Below are 19,731 nucleotides of genomic sequence, written 5' to 3'. Positions count from 1 at the left end.
AATATCAGGCATTTGGAAGTTATCTTTATACTGATGTGAAAGGTCAGCTGCGCGTGAAACAAAAAGCCCGCCAGGCATTGCCTGGCGGGCCTTCCGGATCATGTCAGGCCGATGTGGCCCTTCCGACGCTGCTCCTGGCGTCAGCCGCGGCTGTCGATCGGCGACACGTCGCGCTGGGCGGCACCGGTGTAGACCTGCCTCGGACGACCGATCCGCTGGCCCGGCTCCTCGATCATTTCCTTCCACTGGCTCACCCAGCCCACCGTACGCGCCACGGCGAACAGCACCGTGAACATGTGGGTGGGGATGCCCATCGCCTTCAGGATGATGCCTGAATAGAAATCGACGTTCGGGTACAGCTTGCGGGAGACGAAGTAGTCATCCTCCAGCGCGATCTTCTCCAGCGCCACGGCGAGGTCGAGCAAGGGCTCGTCCTTGATGCCGAGTTCCGCCAGAACTTCATGGCAGGTGGCCTGCATGATCTTCGCGCGCGGGTCGAAATTCTTGTACACGCGGTGCCCGAAGCCCATGAGCTTCACACCGGAATTTTTGTCCTTCACCTTCTCGATGAAGGTCGGGATGTTGTCGACGTGGCCGATCTCGGCCAGCATCTTCAACACCGCCTCGTTGGCGCCGCCATGCGCGGGACCCCACAGCGCGGCAATGCCGGCCGCGACGCAGGCAAAGGGATTGGCGCCGGTGGAGCCGGCCAGCCGCACCGTGGAGGTGGAGGCGTTCTGCTCGTGATCGGCGTGCAGCACCAGGATGCGGTCCATGGCGCGGCTAAGGATCGGGTTCGGCTTCCATTCCTCGGCCGGCACCGCCGTCATCATGTACAGGAAGTTCTCCGCGTAGGTGAGGTCGTTCCGCGGGTACATGAAGGGCTGGCCGATCGAGTACTTGTAGGCCCAGGCGGCGATGGTCGGCACCTTGGCGATCAGGCGGAAGGCGCTGATCTCACGCTGCGCCGGATCGGTGATGTCGAGGCTGTCATGATAGAAGGCTGACAGCGCCCCCACCACGCCGCACAGGATGGCCATCGGGTGGGCATCGCGGCGGAAGCCACTGAAAAACGTTTTCAGCTGCTCATGCACCATGGTGTGCAGGGTGACGCCGCGCTCGAACTCCTTCAGCTGCTGCGCCGTCGGCAATTCGCCGTTCAGCAGCAGGTAGGAGACCTCAAGGAAGTTCGACTTCTCGGCCAGCTGCTCGATCGGGTACCCACGGTAGAGCAGCACGCCCTCATCGCCATCGATGTAGGTGATGGCACTCTCGCAGGCGGCGGTGCCGCCATAGCCCGGATCGAAGGTGAAGACCCCCAATTCGCTGTAAACCTTTCGGATATCGAACACATCCGGACCGATGGTGCCGCCGATCAGGGGCACGGTGGTGGATTTGTTGCTGCCGTCGAGCTGAATGGTGACGGACCCTTTGGCCGTGCTGCTCATGGCGTCTTCCTCTTGAACAGGGCGGCGCCGCAAAGACCGGGCGCCGTCAATGATGCAGCGCAAGATTAGGGGCCGCTTCCCCGGATTGTCCATCCGGGGCCGTGCCGCGGGGTGCCGCCGCGCGCCGCGGGTCCGGCATGCGACGGGTGGGATCCGGGCCGTTCAGCGGCGCGTTTGCCAGCTCGGCGGCGCACCGCGCGGATGAGACCACAGGCCGCGCCCTGCGTTGCGGGCCGCTGCTTCCGTCATTTCCAGGGACGGAGCCTCCGCCAGCGCCCAGCCGGCGTCCACGAGGCTCCTGTTGGCATCCAGCTCACCGGCGCGGCATTCGGCCAGGGCGCGCCCGAAATGATCACGCCCGACGATCTGGCAGCTCAGGTCACGACCATGCAGCAGGCGGGACAATGCTTCCGCCGCCGCGGCGCCGCAATCAAAGCCGGCGCCGCCGGCCGTGCTGCAGGTCTGCCCCCGCTCCGGCGAGCGCAGCCCGGCCAAGCGCACGGTGCGCTCGCCGAGCCGCAGCGTATCGCCATCCACCACCCGGACCGCGGCGGCGGCTGCGCTCCATTCCTGGTCGCGCGGGGCCGAGCCGAAAAGCGCGGCGGGCAAACCGATCCCGCCCAGCGCCAGCACCACGAGGGCACCCGCGGCACCCAGGGCTGCCCTGCTCCAGCGCCGTTTCGGACGGCGGGTCAGGCGGGATGCACGAAAGATCCGACGACGATGAGCCACGTCGCCAGCGTTACCGAGGAGAGGTCAGGGTTCAAGCCTGTTCGGGTTCTAGCACCGGAGGTTTTGTTTCCGAGCGCTTGGGCGGCAGGTCGTCGCGCCAGAATGACGTGGATCTGGCAAAGCGCCGCCAAGCCTTCAGAGCTTCGGGCCGCATATCCCGGCCGGCGGCGAGAGCCCAGCCCTCCGCCAGTCCGATCGCCCAGGCGGACGCGGTGGCGGTTGAAGCCGCGCTGGCGTCCGCCTCCGCTCTGCGGCCGCTGGACAAGGCTGCGACGCGCTGACGCGCCACCACCGCGTCGTTCGACAGGCCGAGGGCTTCCTGCAGCGCCGAAAGGCGCCTGAGGTAGCGCCGGGCCGTGCGGCCGGGCCACAGCGGCGCGAACAGCTCGGCCGCGTAGCGCAGCTTTTTGGCTTCCAGCCGCAGATCGTGCAGGGCGGTGTCGGAAGCGACCTCGATGTGGCGCGCATCCTTCTTGAGCCGCCGTCCCCGCTTCGCCAGCAATGCGGCGGCCCAGGGACGCAGGGGTGCCTCGCGCGCCGTGGGTGCCGCGTCCCAGCCGCGCAGCGCCGCCAGCTTCATGGCGCACCAGACCAGGCCACGGAACTCGGTACCCGCCAGCATCCGGCCCACCGATTCGTAGGCCGCCTGCCGGCGCTGCTGCGCCGCCCGGACGAGCCGGTTCCAGCGCGGCTCGCTGCCCAGAACCGCGGACAATTCCGCGGCCAGGCCGTCCAGGAAGACATCCCATTCCCGCGCGTCGGTGAGGCCGCGCGCCACCTCCCGCACGCCGTTCTCCAACGCCTCCAACTCGGCACCGCTATGCGTCCTGCGGAACAGCTTCAGGCAGGAGCGCAGGCGGCGCGCGGCGACGCGCAGCTGGTGAACGCCTGTCGGACCGGCATCGATGCGCGCCATCGGCGCATGGGCCAGCAACACTTCGGCCAGGTGGGAGATCGCCAGCGACAAGGCCTCGTCCGGTGTCGCCGCACTGCCCAAGTCGGGTGCGCCGCGCCGGATCATGCGAGGCGGCTCGCCCAGGGCCAGGGCCCGGGCCGTTTCATCGAGGCTGGCAACCGCCGGCAGCAGCGGCAATGTTTCGGCCAGGGCGGTGCCCAGCGCCAGCACCGCCGATGCCGGCCCCCACAGCGTCAGTCGCGCCAATTCCAGGCCGCTGGCGCCGGCCTCGATGCGCCCGATCCGCAACTGCATCGAGACGCCGTCGGCCTCTGCGCCGGACGATTGGAGGCGGCCCGACCACCGTGCCAGTGTTTCCAGCGCCGCGTCGTCCAGGCCATCCGGCTCTCCCCCGGCAGGCAACGCCACCTCCGGGCCGGCCAGGGTGCCGGGCAGCCGGAAGCCCTCCGGCGGCATCAGCGGGCAGAGCCGGCGCGGGCCGCGCGGTGCGTCGCGCAGCGCCAGGTTGCGATCGCAGAGCCGACGGTCCGGCGTGTCCAGCCACACCCAGCGTTCCGTCACCGGTCGCGGGCGCGGGCGCCCCGCCAGCGCGGCATGGCGCCAAAGCAGCGCGGCGCCGGCCACCGGCAGCTCCAGCTCCAGCGTCAGGGCATCGGCGTCAAAACGAGCGCCATGGCGCGGAGCCTGCATGTCGAACTGCTCAACTGGCCATTTCGGGAAGATCATTCGGCGCGACGAAGCGGACCAGACGGCCATTGCCGGGCTCCAGCCGCCGCCACGACGTCGCGATGGCGAATTCGGCCAGGGCACCCGTGGGATAGCCATCGGCCAGGCGCTGCGTGCCCGGGGCGTTGCCGGCCATGCCGGCGGGACCGGCCAGGGCCAGCGCCAGGTCATGCAGCCCGGGGTTATGGGCGATCACCAGCAGCGAGCGGGCGGTTTCCGGCGCTTCCCGCAGCGTGTCCAGCAGGCGCTGCCAGGGAGCCAGGTAGAGGTCGTCCATCGGCTCCACCATCGGGCTGTCCGGCAATGGGGCCAGGGCTTCCAGTGTCTGGAGCGTGCGGCGCGCGGAGGACACCAGCACAACGTCCGGCGCTAGGCCGAGACCGTGCATCACCCCGGCCATGGCGATGGCCGCGCGTTTGCCGCGCGCGTTCAGCGGGCGGGCGTGGTCGGGCAGGCTGGGATCGTCCCATGACGATTTGGCGTGCCGCAGCAGGAGCAATTGCCGCATGGTCGCAGTGTGGCATGCCGGGGGCGGCCTGTCGCGGGGGGGGGAGCGATGACGTGGCCGCCATCTTCCGCTTCCGCTCGCCACGCCCATCTCTGCGACGCGATGTGGGAGACTTGACCATGGCAAGACGTGTTGCGGTGCTGGGAGCGACCGGAGCGGTGGGCGCGGCCCTGGCCAGACGCCTGCGCCAAGCCGGTGACGAACCGTTCCTGATCGGCCGCGACATGGAGCGACTGCGGCCCCTGGCAGCCGAGCTGGATGCCCCGATGGCCCAGGCCGATGTGCTGCAACCTGCCGCGCTGGCTTCCGCGATGGCCGAGGCCGGCCCGGAACTGGCCGGGCTGGCCTATTGCGTCGGATCGATCCCGCTGAAGCCGCTGGCGCGCCTGACCGAGGCGGATTTCCTGGATGCCTTTCGCCTGAATGCCGTGGGTGCCGCACTGGCGGTGCAGGCAGCGCAGAAGGCGCTGATGGCGTATGGGGGCGGGGAGGCGGGGCGCGAAGCCGGCGGAGCCAGTGTGGTGCTGTTCTCTTCCGTGGCAGCGCGTTCAGGTTTCCAGGGCCACGCGGCGATCTCGGCCGCCAAGGCGGCGGTCGAGGGGCTGGTGGTGGCGCTGGGCGCCGAGCTGGCCCCGGCCGTCCGCGTCAATGCCGTGGCGCCGAGCCTGATGCGCAGCAGGATGGCAAGCGGCATCACCGGCAACGCTGCCGTGGCCGAGGCCATTGCCAAGCTGCACCCGCTGCCACGGCTGGGAGAGGCGGAGGATGCCGCTGCGCTGGCCGGCTTCCTGTTGTCGCGCGAAGCGAGCTGGATCAGCGGGCAGGTGATGGCGGTGGATGGCGGCCGTGGCGCGCTGCGGGTGAAGGGCTGATGCGCCGGCGCAGCTGGCTCGCCGGTGCCGCCGGCCTGCCCTTCGCGCTGCTGTCCGCCGCCCCCGCGCGGGCGCTGCCTCCGGAAGGCTACCGCTTTCGCGTGGTGCGGGAAGGCCGCAGCATCGGCAGCCACACGGTGCGGGCCGAGGCGGATGGTTCGGTGCGCAACGTGGTGGCGCTGGAGGTGAAGCTGCTGTCCTTCACCGTGTTCCGGATGCACCATGAATATGCCGAGCGATGGCAGAATGACCGGCTGGTCGGCTTCGCGTCCCGCACCCTGAGGGACGGCCAGGAAGGCCGGCTGCAGCTGGCCGCCACCGCCGACGGGCTTCGGGGCACCGGTCCGGCCGGCCCGGTGGCCCTGCCGGCCGGAATGGCGCCGCTGACATGGTGGGAACCGAGCCATCTGGCGCGGCCGCTGTTTGACACGGCAACCGGCGAGAAGCTGAGCGATCCGGCACTGCGCGACCGAAACGGCGCCACCACCCGCTGGCAATGGAAGCCGCGCGGCATGGTGGCGCTGTACAATGCGTCCGGCACATGGATCGGCTTCACCATGCGCGGGGATGACGGTTCGGAGATCCGTTACGAGCCGGCATGAGCGGCCGCTTCCACGAGGGATGACACCGCCCGCCGGTCCGGGGCCGGGCCGCTGTTCCGCGCCGGGCTGAAGCGGGAGCGTCGCCGCAGGCGACGGCCCGGTTCCCGCCGAGTGGCAAGCCGGTCCCGCTGCCGGGTCAGGGACGGGCGCGGCGCAATATCACAGCGCCATGCTCCGCTCGCTCAAGGTCTGCCGCATCGTCTCGGGCGGGCGCGCCACCTCCTCGCCGGGGCGGGCCCCGTGGATGATGTCGGGCGACAGCTCGGAGATGCTCTTGGTGCCGGTCAGCGCCATGGTGACGTCCATCTCCTTGCGGATGATCTCCAGCGCGTTGGTAACGCCGGGGCCGCCGCCGGCCGCCAGCCCGTACAGCCAGGCCTTGCCGATCATGCAGCCCTTGGCGCCGAGCGACAGCGCCTTCACCACATCCTGGCCCGAGCGCACCCCGCCGTCGAACAGCACCTCGATCTGGTCGCCCACCGCATCGGCGATGGCCGGCAGCACCGAGATCGAGGACGGCGCACCATCCAGCTGCCGCCCGCCATGGTTCGACACCACCAGCGCCGAGGCGCCGAGGCCGGAGGCGATGCGCGCATCCTCGGTGTCCAGCACGCCCTTCAGGATCAGCTTGCCGGGCCAGATGGAGCGGATCCACTCCACATCCTTCCAGGACAGGGACGGGTCGAACTGCCCGGCGATCCAGTGCGACAGGGTGTTGAGCCCTTCCTTGGCGCCCGGAGCATCGGTCAGGTTGCCGAAGGTCTTGCGCTTGCCACGCAAAACTTCCAGCGCCCAGCGCGGCTTGGTGGCGATGTCGAGGAGGTTTCTCGCCGTCAGCTTCGGCGGCACGGCGAGGCCGTTCTTGATGTCGTTGTGCCGCTGGCCCTGGATCTGCAGGTCCAGCGTCAGCACCAGCGCAGAGCATCTGGCCGCGATCGCCCGCTCCACCAGGGAGCGCGAGAAGCCACGGTCGCGCATCACGTAGAGCTGGAACCAGAACGGCTTGTCCACCGCCTCTGCCACGTCCTCGATCGAGCAGATCGACATGGTGGACAGGGTGAAGGGGATGCCGAACGCATGCGCCGCGCGGCAGCCATGGATCTCCCCATCGGCGTGGAACAGGCCGGTCAGGCCGGTGGGCGCGATCGCCACCGGCATGCTCACCGGCTCGCCCAGCATGGTGGAGGCGGTGGAGCGTCCCGACACGTCGATCATCACCCGTTGCCGGAGCTTCAGCGCCGCGAGGTCATCCCGGTTGGCGCGGTAGGTCGCCTCGTCATAGGAGCCGCGATCGGCATAGTCGAAGATGGCGCGCGGAATGCGGCGGCGGGCGCGAAGGCGCAGATCCTCGATATTGGTGACCGGTGGCATGGCGCTGCTCTCCTCCGCGGTGGCGCCCGGTTCACGCTCGGACGCGATCTGCTATGAAAGTAACGCGCGGGACGCCCTGCCGCCATGCCCTCGCGGCCGGAGTCGCGCGCCTCCGTGCCGCTCCGGACCGGCCCGGCGGCACGCGGTTCACCCTCGGGCGCCGGAGCCGCCTGCTCAGCCCGGCTGTGGTCTTCGCGGCGCCGTGGCCCGGAATGGGTCCGGGCGCGACGCCAGGAGCGCGGTCGGATCCCGCCGCGTGCCACACCGGCCTGGCGGGCCGAAGGTCGGGCCACGGCGCCTGCGGCGGAGCGTTTCCCGAGGAGGCGCTTGACGAGCGGGTTCATCCTCCGCCTCCCGCTCGCGCCCTGTTGAAGCGGGGAGGAGCCGCCCAGGCGCAGGGGCGCGGTGTCAGATCGGCAGGTCGATCCAGGACAGGTGGCCACCCTTGCCCGCGCCCGTGTCGAGAAACACCGCCCGGCCGCCGGCCGCGGACACGGCCACGAAGGGCCGCCCGTTCAGGCTGCGCATCTCGTGCCCGCAATACACGGTGATGCCGGACGGGATGCGGTGCACCCAGTTGTGCAGGCGCTGCGGATAGCCGTCATCCCGCATGCGGCTGGTAACCTGACCGAACAGGGCGCGGGGCACCAGCCCGTCCGGCTTGTGCGCACCGGCATCCGCCGGCGAAGGCTCGCGCAACATGCGCGGATGGAAGCCGCCATGCACGAAGATCCAGGAGCCGAGGCGCAGCCAGGCGGGGGCGGCGGAAATCTCGGCTACCGCCTGAGCCTTCAGCTCCGCCCCGTCCGGCGCGGCGTCGAGCTGTGCCAGGGTGATGCCCAGCCCTTCCGGGTCCGGCCGCACCAGTGCCCCGGTGAGCGCCCGGCGCAGCTTGTGGTCGTGGTTGCCCAGGATGAACAGGCCGCGCCGCTGCTGCCGCAGCCGGAACGCCAGGCGCAGGGTTTCGGGATTGTCCGGCCCGCGATCGGTCAGGTCGCCGAGCTGCACCACGAATAGGCGCTTTTCCTCGGCCCCGGCGATGGCGGTGGCGAAGGCGGCGGCGTCGCCATGCACATCGCCCACCACCCGCAGCCCGGCGAAGTCCTGCCTGAGGCGGGTCCAGAGAATGGCGGGGGCATCCCTCATGCCGCCGCCCGCAATTCGCCCAGCGCGGCCAGCGCGTCCGCCCGGCCTTGCGCCGGCTCGACGATGGGATGCGGGTAATCATGGCCGAGACGCAGCCCAGCCTGCCGCAGCACGGCGGCGGGCGCGGCCCAGGGCTCGTGCAGCCAGCGATCGGGCAGCCTCGCCAGCTGCGGCAGGAAGTGGCGCACATAGCGCCCCTCGGGATCGAATTTGCGGCCCTGCAGCACCGGGTTGAAGATGCGGAAATAGGGTGCGGCATCGAGCCCGCTGCCGGCCACCCATTGCCAGTTGGTGCTGTTGTTGCCGAGGTCGGCATCCACCAGCGTATCCCAGAACCAGGCCGCGCCCTCCTGCCATGGCTGCAGCAGCTGCTTCACCAGAAGCGATCCCGCCACCATGCGCACCCGGTTGTGCATCCAGCCATGCCGCCAGAGCTGCCGCATCCCGGCATCGACGATCGGATAGCCGGTCAAGCCGCGCTGCCAGGCGCGCAGGCGCATCGCGTCCGGGCGGTATGGAAACCGGGCATAGGCGGGGCGCAACGCGGTGTCCGGCAGCTCGGGCCGGTGCCACAGCAGGTGATGGCTGAATTCGCGCCACAGGATCTCACGCAGAAAGGCCTCGTGCCCGTCCTGTTCCGCCGCCGCATGCCACACTTGGCGCGGCGACAACTCGCCCCATCGCAGATGCGGCGAGAGGCGGGAGGTGCCGTCGCCGGCTGGGCTGTCCCGGCCGGCGCGATAATCGGCCACCCCGCGGCGGAACCGGTGCAGCCGCTCCCGGGCGCCGGCCTCGCCCGGGGTGAGCATCTCCGGAAAGGCGGCGGCCCAATCGCCTTCGCGGGCGGGCGGCAGCAGGCCGAGATCGGCCAGCGCCACGCCGCCGCGCGGGCAGGCCGCAGCCTGCAGCCGGGGCGGCGCCGGAATTGGCTCCATCGGCGGCACCTGCGCCCGCACGGCGCGGGCGAATGGTGCGTACAAGCCGTAAGGCTTGTTCTGGCCACTGCGCACCGCATCGGGATGCAGCAGCAGGTTGCCCGCATGCAGGCTGAGGCGGCGGCCATCCGCCGCCAGCGCCGCGGCCACCGCCGCATCCTGGCGGCGCGCCCAGGGCTCGCACATCAGCGTGGCATGCACCGCGGATGCCCCGGTCTCCCACGCCAGGGCGGGGACCAGCCGTGCGGCGTCGCCGCGCAGCAGCAGCAGGGGCGCACCGCGACCGGCGAGGTCAGCGGCCAGGGCCTCCAGGCTGTGGTGCAGCCACCAGCGCGCGGCGCCGCCCGGCGCCCAGCGCCCCGCCGCCGCCCCGTCCAGCACGAACACCGGCAACAGCGGCCCTTCCGCCGCAGCCGCCAACAGCGCCGGATGGTCCGCCAGCCTCAGGTCCTGGCGCAGCCAAAGCAGGGTCGGGGCGTCACTCATGACAAGGATGTGGCCTCAACCGGGGCGCGCGTCAGCGCCAGGTGCTTCATCGGCCCGACGGCGCAGGAGAACAGCCGCTCCCGGCCCAGCAGAAAGGCGCGGCCGCCGCGTGGAAACAGGGCGGCGATGGGCGGCGCCGTGATGGACAGCCCGCCCGTGTAGGACCCGAAGGCCGGCAACAGCAGGCGCCGCGCATCGGCCAGGAAGCAAGGCCGCGTCACCGGGCCGCAGCGCGTCGTCATGCTGGCCTTGGGATGGAAGTGGCCACTCAGCTCGAAGCCGGCCCGGTTGTCTGGGACCCCCTCGTGCCGGAAGGTGAGGGGACCGAGCCGCAGCTCCGCCAGCGCGGTGCCGGGCAGCGCGTCGGGGGCCACCGGGTCATGGTTTCCCAGCACCCAGGTGACGTCGCGCCCGTCCAGCAGGCGCAGCAGCGCCGTGCGGTCGGCCGACTGCATGCGCGCCGAGCCGCCGCCATCGTGAAAGGAATCGCCCAGGAACACGATGCGCTCGGGCGCGTAGCGGCGAAGCAGCGGCGCCAGCCGCGCCAGAGTGTCGCGGGTGTCGAAGGGCGGCACCAGTTGGCCCCGCCCGGCGAAGTGGCTGCCCTTCTCCAGATGCAGGTCGGCCACCGCCAGCAGGCGCTGCGCGGGCCAGAACAGCACGCCGGCCGGATCGAGGGCCAGGCGTTCGCCAGCCAGGTGGAAAGGCGCGGAAATCATTGCTTCAACTGCGTTACCGGACAGAGGCCGAGGCGGGAAGGGATTGTTTTCACGAAACACCCTGGCGCAGGCGGCGCGAGGCATAACGCGGCGGACGGCGCCGTCGTTCCCGCGGGGAGCGCGGTTCGGGCGGCGGCTGCGTGGGGTCGAGGCCGAGGGAGCCGGTGAAATGCTCGGCTCCATCCGTGGCTTCCTCGACCAGCGCCTCCGCCTCCGCCAAAAGGGCGTCCTCGACGCCGCCGGCCACCCATTCGCGGCCTTCCTCGATCAGCGCCGGCACCGCCAGCGGGGAAACGCGGTCGAGCGCGCGATGGGTGATGCGGCCGCGGATGCGCGCCAGCAGCGTGCCGATGCGGCCCACATCGGTCAGTCCCGCCGCCGCCTCTGCGCGGGTGGCGCGCAACAGGATGTGGTCGGGCTGGTGGCGGCGCAGCACGTCGTAGATCAGGTCGGAGCTCATGCTCATCTGCCGCCCGGATTTCTCCTGGCCGGGATGGTTCTTCTCGAGCAGGCCGGCGATGGTGGCGATGTTGCGGAAGGAACGGCGCAGCATGGAGCTGTCGGCCATCCATTCCTCCAGCTCCTCGCCCAGCAGGTCCTCGGCGAACAGGTCCGCCATGTCCTCCGGCGGAAAAGCCGACCAGGTGGCCACCACGTAGTCGGTGGCCAGGAAGCCCATGGGGCCCAGGCCGCGATGCTCCATGCGCCGGGTCAGCAGCATCCCCAGCGTCTGGTGCGCGAGCCGTCCCTCGAAGCAATAGGCCACCAGGAACCACCGGCCATCGCGTGGAAAGGTTTCCACCAGCAGCCCGTCGCGCGACGGCAGCTCCGAGGCGTGGCGCTGCAATCGCAGCCATTCCTGCACCGGCTCGGGCAGGGCACGCCATTGCCGCGCATCGGCCAGGATGGCCCGCACCCGCCGCGCCAGGGAGGTGGAGAGCGGCATCTTGCTGCCGCCATAGGCCGGCACGCGCGGCTCGCCATCGCCGCCGGGCGAGACGATCACGCTCATCGGCTCCATCCGCTCGTAGCGCAGCAGCCGGCCGGCGAACATGAAGTTGTCGCCGGCCTCCAGGGTGGAGGCGAACCATTCCTCCACCTCGCCCAGCACCGGACCGCTGCGCAGCCGCACCTTCAGCAGCGGCGTGTCGACGATGGTGCCAAGGTTCATCCGCAGCTGGCGCACCACATGGCCGTTGCGCGGGTGCACCAGCCCCTCGCTGTCACGGAACAGCTTGCGGAACCGCTCATAGGCGGACAGCGCATAGCCGCCATCCTCGACAAAGCTCAGCGTGTCGTCGAAGTCGCGCCGCGTCAGGGCGGCGTAGGGGGCGGCGCGCGTCACCTCGGCGTAGAGGGCGTCGGGATGAAAGGGGGCATGGCAGGCGGTGGCCAGGATGTGCTGCGCCAGCACGTCCAGCCCGCCCGGCCGCGGCGGCTCGCCATCTACCTCGCCGGCGGCGACGGCCTGGATGGCGGCGCGGCACTCGATCACCTCGAACCGGTTGGCCGGCACCAGGAAGGCGGAGGAGGCCTCGTCCATACGGTGATTGGCGCGGCCGACGCGCTGCAGCAAGCGCGCCACGCCCTTGGGCGCCGCCACCTGGATCACCTGATCCACCGCGCCCCAGTCGATGCCGAGGTCGAGGGAGGCGGTGGCCACCACGGCGCGCAGCTTGCCGGCGGCCATCGCCGCCTCCACCTTGCGGCGCTGCTCAATGGTCAGCGAGCCGTGGTGCAGCGCGATCGGCAGGTTATCGTCGTTCAGCCGCCACAGCGCTTGGAAGCACAGTTCCGCCTGGGCCCGGGTATTGACGAACACGATGGTGACGGCCGCGCCGCGCAGCTTCTGGTACACTTCCGGCATCGAGGCGAGCCCCATATGCCCACCCCAGGGCAGCCGGCCCGCGGGCAGGATCACGTCCAGCGTGGGCGGCGTGCCGCCGGTTTCGCGAACCAGCTGCACCGAGGCCGGATCGGCATCCGGCGCCACCCAGGCGGCCATGGCCTCCGGATGCGCCACGGTGGCCGACAGGCCGACCCGCCGCATGCGCGGCGCCAGGGCGGACAACCGCGTGAGGCCCAGCGCCAGCTGGTCGCCACGCTTGCTGCCAGCCAGCGCGTGCACCTCATCCACCACCACGCTGCGCAGGCCGGCGAACAGGGCAGCGGCATCGGGCAAGGACAGCAGCAGCGCCAGGCTTTCCGGCGTGGTCAGCAGGATCTGCGGAGGTGTCGCGCGCTGCCGGGCGCGCCGGTTGGCCGGGGTGTCGCCGGTGCGCGTCTCCACCGCGATGCCGAGTCCCATCTCGGCAACCGGCGTCAGCAGGTTGCGGGCGATGTCGACGGCCAGCGCCTTCAAGGGCGACACATAGATCGTGTGCAGCCCAGGGCGGGGATCCCGGTGCAGATCGACCAGGGTGGGCAGGAAGCCGGCCAGCGTCTTGCCGCCGCCGGTGGGTGCCACCAGCAGGGCGGAGCGGCCGGCCTCGGCCGCCGCCAGCATGGCCAGCTGGTGCGCGCGCGGCACCCAGCCCCGCGCGGCGAACCAACCCGAAAAAGGTTCCGGCAATGTTCCCATCGGCCACCGCGGTATGGCCCGGTTGCCGTCGCCTGCCAAGCTTGGCCGTTGGCTACTGCAGCGCGCCCCAGCGATCCACGGCGGGTTCGGCCGAGGCCCATTTCCAACCTCGCGACTGGCGGCACGCAGTGGCGGCGAACACGCCGGCGGGCGGCGCCTCGGGCCCGTCCGGCAGCAGCGAAAACAGCACCTCGCGGCAGGAGGCGAGCGGCGTCTCGATGACCCGCGTCACCTCCATCCGACCCCCGGTGTCGCGCCAGCCGAAGGGCAGGCCGTGTTCCACCTTCCAGGCCTGTGCCTGCCCCGGTGCCAGCCGCGACGCCTCGGCGGCGATGGCGTCCTGTTCCTCGCTGCGCAGCGAGCGGAACCAGGATGACAGCGTGTAGTCCACCACCGTGCGGATGCCGAGGCCCACGGCATAGCCGACCGCCGGGTTGGAGGTCAGGCCGCCCACGGCGATGCCGCCGACGCCGCCTGCCGCGGCACCGGCATTCTGGCCTGAGGTGGCGTTCTCGCACCCCGCCAGCAGCAGCATCCCGACCGCCAGCACCGCCCGGCGCCTCATTGCAGCGAGCCCCAGCGTTCCGTCGCCGGCTCAGCGCTGGCCCATTTCCAGCGCTCGCCGCTGCGGCAGATGATCGCGGTGTAGAACTCGGCGCGGTCCAGCGCCTCGTCATCCTGCAACTCCACGGAGAACACGATCTCCCGGCAGGTCAGCCCCAGCGCGCCGATCTCGCGCGCCACGGTGACGCGGCCCTGGTGGTTATACGCCAGGGGCACGGTGTGGCGGATCGCCCAGCTGGCGACGGTGCCCATCGCCAGCGGGCCGGCGGCGTTGGCGATGCTGTCCTGCTCCGCCTGCTGCAATTCGCGCTGGGTATAGTCCAGCCCGGCGCGCGCGAGCGACTGCACGCCAAGACCGATGCCGGCCGCCACGGCACCGTTGTCGCTGACGGCGCTGGCGAGGCCGGCACCGGCCAGACCGGCGAGATCGGCCGTGCCTTCGCTGAGAAAGGCGTTGCAGCCCGGCAGAAGCAGCGCCGCCGCCAGCGCCAGGGCAGGTTTGCGGACGGGGAAGGTGAAGGGTGCCGTCATCTTGTCAGAGCCGCGCCAGGACCCGGTCGATGAAGGCGCCGGCGCTGCCCAGATAGTTCGAGGGATCGGTCAGCCGAGCGATCGCCGCCGCGTCCAGCGCGCCGGTGACGCAGGGGTCGCGGCCCAGCGCCTCCGCCAGCGACACGCCTTCGGCCAGCGCGATGTCGCAGGCGTGATGCACGGAGTCATGCGCCCCGCCGCGGCCGAGATGCGGGGCGAGACCCATCATCACCGCCTCCGCGACGATCAGGCCGCCGGTGCTGTCGAGATTGCGGCGCATGCGCGCGGCATCCACCGTCATCCCCTCGGCGATGGTGATGGCCTGGGACAACGCGCCATGCGCCAGAGTGAAGGCCTGCGGCACCGCCAGCGGCTCGGTCTGCCACGGCCCGGTGCCGCGTTCCTGGTCCACCGGCATGGCGTTCAGCATCTGGGGCACCAGCGCCGCCACGCCGCGCGCCTGGGCGATCACGTATTCGCAGGCGATCGGGTTGCGCTTCTGCGGCATGGTGGAGGAACCGCCGCGCCCTGGTGCATGCGGCTCGAACACCTCGGCCACCTCGGTCTGCATCAGCAGCATCACATCGGTGGCGAATTTCGCCAGCGTGCCGGTCAGCAGGCCCAGGAAGCAGATTGCTTCCGTCACGCTGTCGCGCGCCACGTGCCAGGGCGCGTCCGGCGCGGCGAGGTCGAGCTCCCGCGCCAGTTCCTCGGCCACGGCAATGCCCTGGTCGCCGAGTGAGGCCAGGGTGCCGGCGGCACCGCCGAACTGCACCTTCAGCACCCGCGGCTCCATCTGGTCCAGCCGCTCGCGCATGGTGATCAGCGGCGACAGCCAGATCGCGCATTTATAGCCGAAGGTCAGGGGCAGGGCGTGCTGCAGATGGGTCCGCCCGGCCATCACCAAGGCGCGGTGTTCCTGGGCCTTGGCGGCCAGAGCGGCGCTGAGCCGGTGGAGATCCTGGCGGATCAGCGCGAAGGCCTCGCGCAGCTGCAGCACGATGGCGGTGTCGATGATGTCCTGGGTGGTGGCGCCCCAATGGGTCCAGCGCCCGGCCTCGTTGCCGGCCAGCGCGGTGAGCTGCCTCACCAGCCCGACCACCGGATAGCCGGTGTTCTGCGTGGCACGGGCCAGCGCCGGCAGGTCGATCTTATCCAGCACCGCGTTCTCGGTGATGGCGGCGGCGGCCTCCTCGGGAATGATGCCGAGGCGCGCCTGGGCGCGCGCCAGCGCTGCTTCGACATCCAGCATGCGGGCCAGAAAGGCGCGCTCGCCGATGATGCTGCGCATCGCATCAGTGCCGTAGAGCACGGACAACACGGGGCCGTCGGCAGGATTCACGGACAACATGGAGTCAGGCCCCCCCCTGGCCGGTGGTGGGCACGCTCATGCCGGTTCCTCCATCTCGTGGAAGGTTTGTTTGGCGAGTTTCAGCGCGTGGTTGGCCACCGGCACGCCGGCATAGGCGGCGACCTGCAGCAGCACCTCGGCCAACTCCTCCGGTGTCACGCCGGTCTGCTTGGTGGCGCGGACGTGCAGCACGAACTCCTCGTGCCGGCCGAGCGCCGCCATCATCGCCAGGGTCAGCAGGCTGCGGGTGTGGCGCGGCAGGCCCGGCCGGGTCCAGATCTGGCCCCAGACGTTGCGGGTGATGTAGTCCTGGAAGGGCTGGTCCAGCGCCGTGACGGCGGCCGTGGCGCGCGCCACATGCGCCTCTCCCAGCACGGCGCGGCGCACCGCGAAGCCAGCCTCGAGGAAATCCTCGGCGGGCCGCGGCTGCGCTTCCAGATGCGCCAGCATGGCGGCGCACAGGGCCCCGGCCGCCTCGAAGTTCGGGATGTGGTTGACGCCGGGCAGCACCACCAGCCCGGCGCCGGGAATGGCCTCGCGCAGCGCCTCGGCAGCGGCCACGGGCGAGGCCGGGTCGTGCTCGCCCACGATTACCGTGCAGGGCGCGTCCATGCGGCCGCGAACCTCCTCCGCCCGGGCGTCGCGCAGCGCGGCGGCGGCGGCGGCGTAGCCCACGGGATCGGTGCGCAGCAGCATGTGGCGCAGGCCGCGGGCGGACGGCGTTGCCGGGTCCATCACCCAGCGCGGCATCACCGTATCGGCCAGCACGCCGGTGCCGTCTCGCAGCACTGCCTCGATGCGGTTCTGCCAGGTGGCGGGATCTGGGAACTCCATCGCCGTGTCCACCAGCATCAGCGACGCCACGCGTTCCGGCGCATCGACGGCGAGTTGCTGGGCGATGCGGCCGCCGATCGATAGCCCGGCGACGTGGGCACGCGGGATCTCCAGCGCGTCCATCAGCGCCACAACATCCTGTGCCAGCACCCGCATGCTGTATTCGCCGGGTGTGACACCGGTCAGCCCATGGCCCCGCATGTCGGGGCGGATCACGCGCCAGCGGCGGGACAGCGCCGCCGCCTGCGGCTCCCAGACATGCTGGGTGGTTCCGATGGAATGCAGCAGCAGCACCGGGGGCGCGCTGTCCGGACCCTCGACGACGCAATGGACCAGATGGTCCCCGATCTGGACAAACATTCCCTCAGCCATCCCAGCAAGCCGTGCGCGGGAACCGTGGACGGCTCCCGCGCGAAGCCTCACCCTGCGGCGGCGGGCGGTCAACCCTGCGCGCTAGCCGCCCAGCCAGCGCAGCAGGCCGAGCGACAGTCCGGGAAACGCGACGCACAGCGCCAGCCGCAGCAGATCCATCGCGAGATACGGCATGACGCCCCGGTAGATGCGCGCCATCGGCACATCCCGCGCCAGGGCCGAGACCACGAACACGTTCAGCCCGATCGGCGGCGCGGTGAGGCCGATGCCCACCACCACCAGCACCAGGATGCCGAACCAGATCGCCACCTCGTCCGGCGGCAGCCCGAAATCCAGCGCCGTCACCACCGGAAAGAACACCGGCAGGGTGAGCAGGATCATCGCCAGCTCATCCATCACCGCGCCGAGCACGATGTAGGTGAGCAGCAGCAGCGCCAGGACGCCGAAGGCGGGCAGGTTCTGCTCGGTGATCCACTGGGCCAGCAGGTCGGGCGCCTGGGTCAGCGCCAGAAAGGCGTTGAACACCTCGGCACCGAGCAGGATGGCGAAGATCATGGCCGCGGTCTCGGCCGTGCCGCGCAGGGCTTCCAGCAGGCCGGAGGGACTCAGGCTGCGCCGCGCCAGTGCCACTCCGAGCGTCGCCACCACGCCCACGGCGGCACTTTCCGTCGGGGTGAAGACGCCGCCATAGATGCCGCCCACCACGATCACCGCGATCAGCAGCACGGGAATCACCGCGCGCAAGGCAGCGCGCTTCTCCGCCGTGCTGAGCGCCGGCGCCGCCGGCATCGCTTCGGGCCGCAGCCGCGCCAGCAGAAGGATCACCACCGCATACAGCAGCGCCGCCAGCAGGCCGGGCACCAGCGCCGCCATGAACAGCGAGGCGATGTTCTGCTCGGTGCTGATGGCATACACCACCAGGATGACGCTGGGAGGGATCAGGATGCCCAGCGTGCCGCCCACGGCGATGGTGCCGGTGGCGAAGCCGGGCTCGTAGTTCAAGCGGCGCAGTTCGGGCAGCGCGGCGCGGCCAAAGGTCGCGGTGGTGGCGACCGAGGAGCCGCACACGGCGCCAAAGGCCGTGCAGGCGCCGATCACGCCGATCGCCAAGCCCCCGCGCCGCGTGCCCACCAGGGCCTGCGCCGCCGTGAACAGGTCGCGGGCCAGCCCGCCGCGCTCGGCCACCGCACCCATCAGGATGAACAACGGGATCACCGAGAAGGTGTAGTTGGCGAACAGGTGATAGGGTGTCGCCTTGAGGTAGTTGCCCAGCGCCTCCCAGCCCAGGATGTGCTGGTAACCCAGGGCACCGACCAGCAGCATGGCCAGCCCGACCGGCGCGCGCATGGCGATCAGCACCAGCAGCGCAACGAAGCCGGTGCCCGCCTGCAGGAATTCCTCGCTCATGCCTGGGGCGCTCCGGCGGGGCTTCCCTTCCATTGGTGCCAGGCTGTCCAGAACGCCGCCAGTGCCGTGGCGGCGAAGCACAGCGAGCCCAGCGCGATGGCCCACCATTGCGCCACCCCCAGCACCATGGAGCGCGTGCCGCTGAACCAGGCATCTGCCGCGCCCAGTGCCATGCGCCAGGCCAGCAGCGCCGTGATCACTGCCCAAAGGATGTTCCAGCCGGCATCCACGGCTTCGTTGATCCGCGCCGGCAGCCAGCCGGTGAAGCTGTCCACCAGGATGTTGGCGCGCATCAGCGTGCCATGCGCCAGGAAACCGAACACGGCGAGGCCGGAGCCGATCTGCACCAGCTCGAAATCGCCGGGGATCGGCTGGCCGGTGAACCAGCGCAGCAGGATGCTGGCCGTGGCCAGCAGGGCAGTGGCCAGCAGCAGCGCGCTGCCGGCCAGCATCAGGACGGTGGCGAGGCGCGGAATGGCGCCATGGCGGGTGGGCGCCATGTCCGGGCGGTTCTCCTGGGTCGGTGGGGCGGGTTCAGCCGGCGTGATGCGCGAAGGCGGCGCGCGCCGCGTCCAGCAGCGCCTCGCCGCCGCGGTCCCGCATCTGGCCCAGCCAGGCTTCGGTAACCGGCTGGCAAGCTTGGCGCCAGCGCGCTGCTTCCTCGGCGGTGATCTCGATCAGCGTGTTGCCGCGCTTGCGCGCCACCTCGGAGTTCTGCACCGCCTGCTGGTCCAAGGTGGCGCCGACGGCGGCCGCGGCCACCATGCCCGAATGCTGGTCGAGCGTGCTCCGCAGCGCCTCCGGTAGCGCGGCATATTTCGCCTTGTTCATCGCCAGCACGTTGGTCGCGGTGTAGAAGGTGGGGCTGCCCGGAATGGCCGTGTGGTTCTTCACCAGCTCCTGCAGCTTAATGGAGGGCACCACCTCCCACGGCACCACGGCGCCGTCCAGCACGCCCTGGCTCAGCGCCTCCGGCACCTGCGGCACCGGCATGCCGATCGGTGCGGCGCCGAGGGCGCGCAGTCCCTCGCCGGCCTGCCGGGTCGGGAAGCGCAGCTTCAGGCCGCTCAGATCCTCCATGGTGCGGACCGGGCGGCGGGAATGGATCAGCCCGGCATCATGGGCCCAGAACACCAGCGGCTGCACCTCGCCGAACTCTTCCCGGAGGTGCTCGCCGGCGAAAGCTTGGCAGGCGCGGGCATTGGACACGCCGCCATGGTTGGCGATGAAGGGCAGCTCCATCACCTCCATCTTCGGAAAGCGCCCGGCGGTGTAGCCGGGCAGGGTCCAGACGATGTCGGCCACGCCGTCCCGCGCCTGGTCGTAGAGCTGCGGCGGTGCGCCGCCGAGCTGCATGGAGGGGAAGATCCGGATCTTCAGCCCGCCATCGGTGGCGTCCTCGATCCCCTTGCTCCAGGGCTGCAGGAAGTTGCGGTGGATGTTGGACACCGCCGGCAGGAAGTGGTGCAGGCGCAGCGTGACGGAGGCCGCCTGGGCGCTGGCGATGCGCGGCGCCGCCAGTGGTGCGGCAAGGAGCCCGGCCGCGAGGGCGGGCAGGTGGCGTCGTTGCACCATGGTTCGTGAATCCTCCCGGGGGCGGCGGGATCGCCGGGCCGCCAGCGTGGCGGCG

General features: G+C 71.0%; 18 protein-coding genes. 2 read left to right on the top strand and 16 right to left on the bottom strand.

From position 1 onward, the window contains the following. Positions 1 to 140 precede the first annotated feature (140 nt). From gltA to D2K64_RS10045, 4 genes are all read right to left on the bottom strand, one after another. Positions 141 to 1,448 (bottom strand): citrate synthase, encoded by a 1,308-nt coding sequence (gene gltA, locus D2K64_RS10060; RefSeq protein ID WP_120008221.1) that lies wholly within the window; start codon positions 1,446 to 1,448, stop codon positions 141 to 143. 162 nt (positions 1,449 to 1,610) lie between these two features. After that, positions 1,611 to 2,180, bottom strand: coding sequence for a thermonuclease family protein (locus tag D2K64_RS10055; protein ID WP_120008220.1), 570 nt, complete (start codon positions 2,178 to 2,180; stop codon positions 1,611 to 1,613). 31 nt (positions 2,181 to 2,211) lie between these two features. Next, entirely contained in the window at positions 2,212 to 3,786 is a 1,575-nt protein-coding gene (locus D2K64_RS10050; protein WP_157985795.1) for a CYTH and CHAD domain-containing protein, read from the bottom strand. A 10-nt stretch (positions 3,787 to 3,796) separates the two neighbouring features. Next, positions 3,797 to 4,330 (bottom strand): SixA phosphatase family protein, encoded by a 534-nt coding sequence (locus tag D2K64_RS10045; RefSeq protein ID WP_120008218.1) that lies wholly within the window; start codon positions 4,328 to 4,330, stop codon positions 3,797 to 3,799. 119 nt (positions 4,331 to 4,449) lie between these two features. Between D2K64_RS10045 and D2K64_RS10040 the strand changes: the two genes are divergently transcribed. Continuing rightward, entirely contained in the window at positions 4,450 to 5,202 is a 753-nt protein-coding gene (locus D2K64_RS10040; protein ID WP_120008217.1) for an SDR family NAD(P)-dependent oxidoreductase, read from the top strand. Continuing rightward, on the top strand, positions 5,202 to 5,804 hold the full coding sequence (locus D2K64_RS10035; protein ID WP_120008216.1) for a DUF6134 family protein: 603 nt from the start codon (positions 5,202 to 5,204) through the stop codon (positions 5,802 to 5,804). The genes D2K64_RS10040 and D2K64_RS10035 overlap by 1 nt, the downstream gene beginning before the upstream one ends. Positions 5,805 to 5,963: 159 nt before the next feature. Here the strand turns inward: D2K64_RS10035 and D2K64_RS10030 are convergent, their stop codons facing one another. The 12 genes from D2K64_RS10030 to D2K64_RS09975 form a co-directional block, all read right to left on the bottom strand. Next, positions 5,964 to 7,175, bottom strand: coding sequence for an alpha-hydroxy acid oxidase (locus D2K64_RS10030; RefSeq protein ID WP_120008215.1), 1,212 nt, complete (start codon positions 7,173 to 7,175; stop codon positions 5,964 to 5,966). A gap of 408 nt (positions 7,176 to 7,583) precedes the next feature. After that, positions 7,584 to 8,321 (bottom strand): metallophosphoesterase, encoded by a 738-nt coding sequence (locus D2K64_RS10025; RefSeq protein WP_120008214.1) that lies wholly within the window; start codon positions 8,319 to 8,321, stop codon positions 7,584 to 7,586. Next, positions 8,318 to 9,742 carry a cryptochrome/photolyase family protein gene (locus D2K64_RS10020; RefSeq protein WP_120008213.1) on the bottom strand — a complete coding sequence of 475 codons (1,425 nt, stop codon included), beginning with the start codon at positions 9,740 to 9,742 and terminating at the stop codon, positions 8,318 to 8,320. The genes D2K64_RS10025 and D2K64_RS10020 overlap by 4 nt, the downstream gene beginning before the upstream one ends. After that, complete coding sequence (gene pdeM / locus D2K64_RS10015; RefSeq protein WP_120008212.1) at positions 9,739 to 10,461, bottom strand: ligase-associated DNA damage response endonuclease PdeM; 723 nt, start codon at positions 10,459 to 10,461, stop codon at positions 9,739 to 9,741. Before pdeM ends, D2K64_RS10020 begins: the two co-directional genes overlap by 4 nt. 49 nt (positions 10,462 to 10,510) lie before the next feature. Next, the gene (locus D2K64_RS10010; RefSeq protein ID WP_120008211.1) at positions 10,511 to 13,042 is read right to left on the bottom strand and encodes a ligase-associated DNA damage response DEXH box helicase; all 2,532 of its coding nucleotides are present in this window, start codon (positions 13,040 to 13,042) and stop codon (positions 10,511 to 10,513) included. Between the two features lie 52 nt (positions 13,043 to 13,094). Further along, a complete protein-coding gene (locus D2K64_RS10005) occupies positions 13,095 to 13,607 on the bottom strand; it encodes a hypothetical protein (protein ID WP_120008210.1) in 513 nt (170 codons plus the stop codon). Further along, entirely contained in the window at positions 13,604 to 14,137 is a 534-nt protein-coding gene (locus tag D2K64_RS10000; RefSeq protein ID WP_120008209.1) for a hypothetical protein, read from the bottom strand. The genes D2K64_RS10005 and D2K64_RS10000 overlap by 4 nt, the downstream gene beginning before the upstream one ends. Positions 14,138 to 14,141: 4 nt before the next feature. Next, positions 14,142 to 15,488 (bottom strand): 3-carboxy-cis,cis-muconate cycloisomerase, encoded by a 1,347-nt coding sequence (gene pcaB, locus D2K64_RS09995; RefSeq protein ID WP_120008208.1) that lies wholly within the window; start codon positions 15,486 to 15,488, stop codon positions 14,142 to 14,144. Positions 15,489 to 15,524: 36 nt separating this feature from the next. Next, positions 15,525 to 16,682: a bifunctional 3-oxoadipate enol-lactonase/4-carboxymuconolactone decarboxylase PcaDC gene (gene pcaDC / locus D2K64_RS09990; RefSeq protein ID WP_120008207.1), complete on the bottom strand. Its 1,158-nt coding sequence runs from the start codon at positions 16,680 to 16,682 to the stop codon at positions 15,525 to 15,527. 93 nt (positions 16,683 to 16,775) lie between these two features. Further along, positions 16,776 to 18,101, bottom strand: a complete 1,326-nt coding sequence (locus D2K64_RS09985; protein WP_120008206.1) for a TRAP transporter large permease — start codon at positions 18,099 to 18,101, stop codon at positions 16,776 to 16,778. Then, positions 18,098 to 18,601 carry a TRAP transporter small permease gene (locus D2K64_RS09980; protein WP_120008205.1) on the bottom strand — a complete coding sequence of 168 codons (504 nt, stop codon included), beginning with the start codon at positions 18,599 to 18,601 and terminating at the stop codon, positions 18,098 to 18,100. Before D2K64_RS09980 ends, D2K64_RS09985 begins: the two co-directional genes overlap by 4 nt. Before the next feature lie 34 nt (positions 18,602 to 18,635). Continuing rightward, the gene (locus D2K64_RS09975) at positions 18,636 to 19,676 is read right to left on the bottom strand and encodes a TRAP transporter substrate-binding protein (protein WP_120008204.1); all 1,041 of its coding nucleotides are present in this window, start codon (positions 19,674 to 19,676) and stop codon (positions 18,636 to 18,638) included. Between the last annotated feature and the right edge of the window lie 55 nt (positions 19,677 to 19,731).

The organism is Teichococcus vastitatis (genome assembly GCF_003604215.1).
Taxonomy (GTDB): domain Bacteria; phylum Pseudomonadota; class Alphaproteobacteria; order Acetobacterales; family Acetobacteraceae; genus Pseudoroseomonas; species Pseudoroseomonas vastitatis.
Note: the sequence above shows the minus strand (reverse complement) of the source record. Positions and strands in the feature narration are given on the sequence as shown.

What these genes read in the sequence shown, in the direction of transcription:
- gltA (WP_120008221.1), bottom strand. Translation starts at nt 1,448, where the DNA reads ATGAGCAGCACGGCCAAAGGGTCCGTCACCATTCAGCTCGACGGCAGC.
- D2K64_RS10050 (WP_157985795.1), bottom strand. Translation starts at nt 3,786, where the DNA reads ATGCAGGCTCCGCGCCATGGCGCTCGTTTTGACGCCGATGCCCTGACG.
- D2K64_RS10045 (WP_120008218.1), bottom strand. Translation starts at nt 4,330, where the DNA reads ATGCGGCAATTGCTCCTGCTGCGGCACGCCAAATCGTCATGGGACGAT.
- D2K64_RS10040 (WP_120008217.1), top strand. Translation starts at nt 4,450, where the DNA reads ATGGCAAGACGTGTTGCGGTGCTGGGAGCGACCGGAGCGGTGGGCGCG.
- D2K64_RS10035 (WP_120008216.1), top strand. Translation starts at nt 5,202, where the DNA reads ATGCGCCGGCGCAGCTGGCTCGCCGGTGCCGCCGGCCTGCCCTTCGCG.
- D2K64_RS10030 (WP_120008215.1), bottom strand. Translation starts at nt 7,175, where the DNA reads ATGCCACCGGTCACCAATATCGAGGATCTGCGCCTTCGCGCCCGCCGC.
- D2K64_RS10025 (WP_120008214.1), bottom strand. Translation starts at nt 8,321, where the DNA reads ATGAGGGATGCCCCCGCCATTCTCTGGACCCGCCTCAGGCAGGACTTC.
- D2K64_RS10020 (WP_120008213.1), bottom strand. Translation starts at nt 9,742, where the DNA reads ATGAGTGACGCCCCGACCCTGCTTTGGCTGCGCCAGGACCTGAGGCTG.
- pdeM (WP_120008212.1), bottom strand. Translation starts at nt 10,461, where the DNA reads ATGATTTCCGCGCCTTTCCACCTGGCTGGCGAACGCCTGGCCCTCGAT.
- D2K64_RS10010 (WP_120008211.1), bottom strand. Translation starts at nt 13,042, where the DNA reads ATGGGAACATTGCCGGAACCTTTTTCGGGTTGGTTCGCCGCGCGGGGC.
- D2K64_RS10005 (WP_120008210.1), bottom strand. Translation starts at nt 13,607, where the DNA reads ATGAGGCGCCGGGCGGTGCTGGCGGTCGGGATGCTGCTGCTGGCGGGG.
- D2K64_RS10000 (WP_120008209.1), bottom strand. Translation starts at nt 14,137, where the DNA reads ATGACGGCACCCTTCACCTTCCCCGTCCGCAAACCTGCCCTGGCGCTG.
- pcaB (WP_120008208.1), bottom strand. Translation starts at nt 15,488, where the DNA reads ATGTTGTCCGTGAATCCTGCCGACGGCCCCGTGTTGTCCGTGCTCTAC.
- pcaDC (WP_120008207.1), bottom strand. Translation starts at nt 16,682, where the DNA reads ATGTTTGTCCAGATCGGGGACCATCTGGTCCATTGCGTCGTCGAGGGT.
- D2K64_RS09985 (WP_120008206.1), bottom strand. Translation starts at nt 18,101, where the DNA reads ATGAGCGAGGAATTCCTGCAGGCGGGCACCGGCTTCGTTGCGCTGCTG.
- D2K64_RS09980 (WP_120008205.1), bottom strand. Translation starts at nt 18,601, where the DNA reads ATGGCGCCCACCCGCCATGGCGCCATTCCGCGCCTCGCCACCGTCCTG.
- D2K64_RS09975 (WP_120008204.1), bottom strand. Translation starts at nt 19,676, where the DNA reads ATGGTGCAACGACGCCACCTGCCCGCCCTCGCGGCCGGGCTCCTTGCC.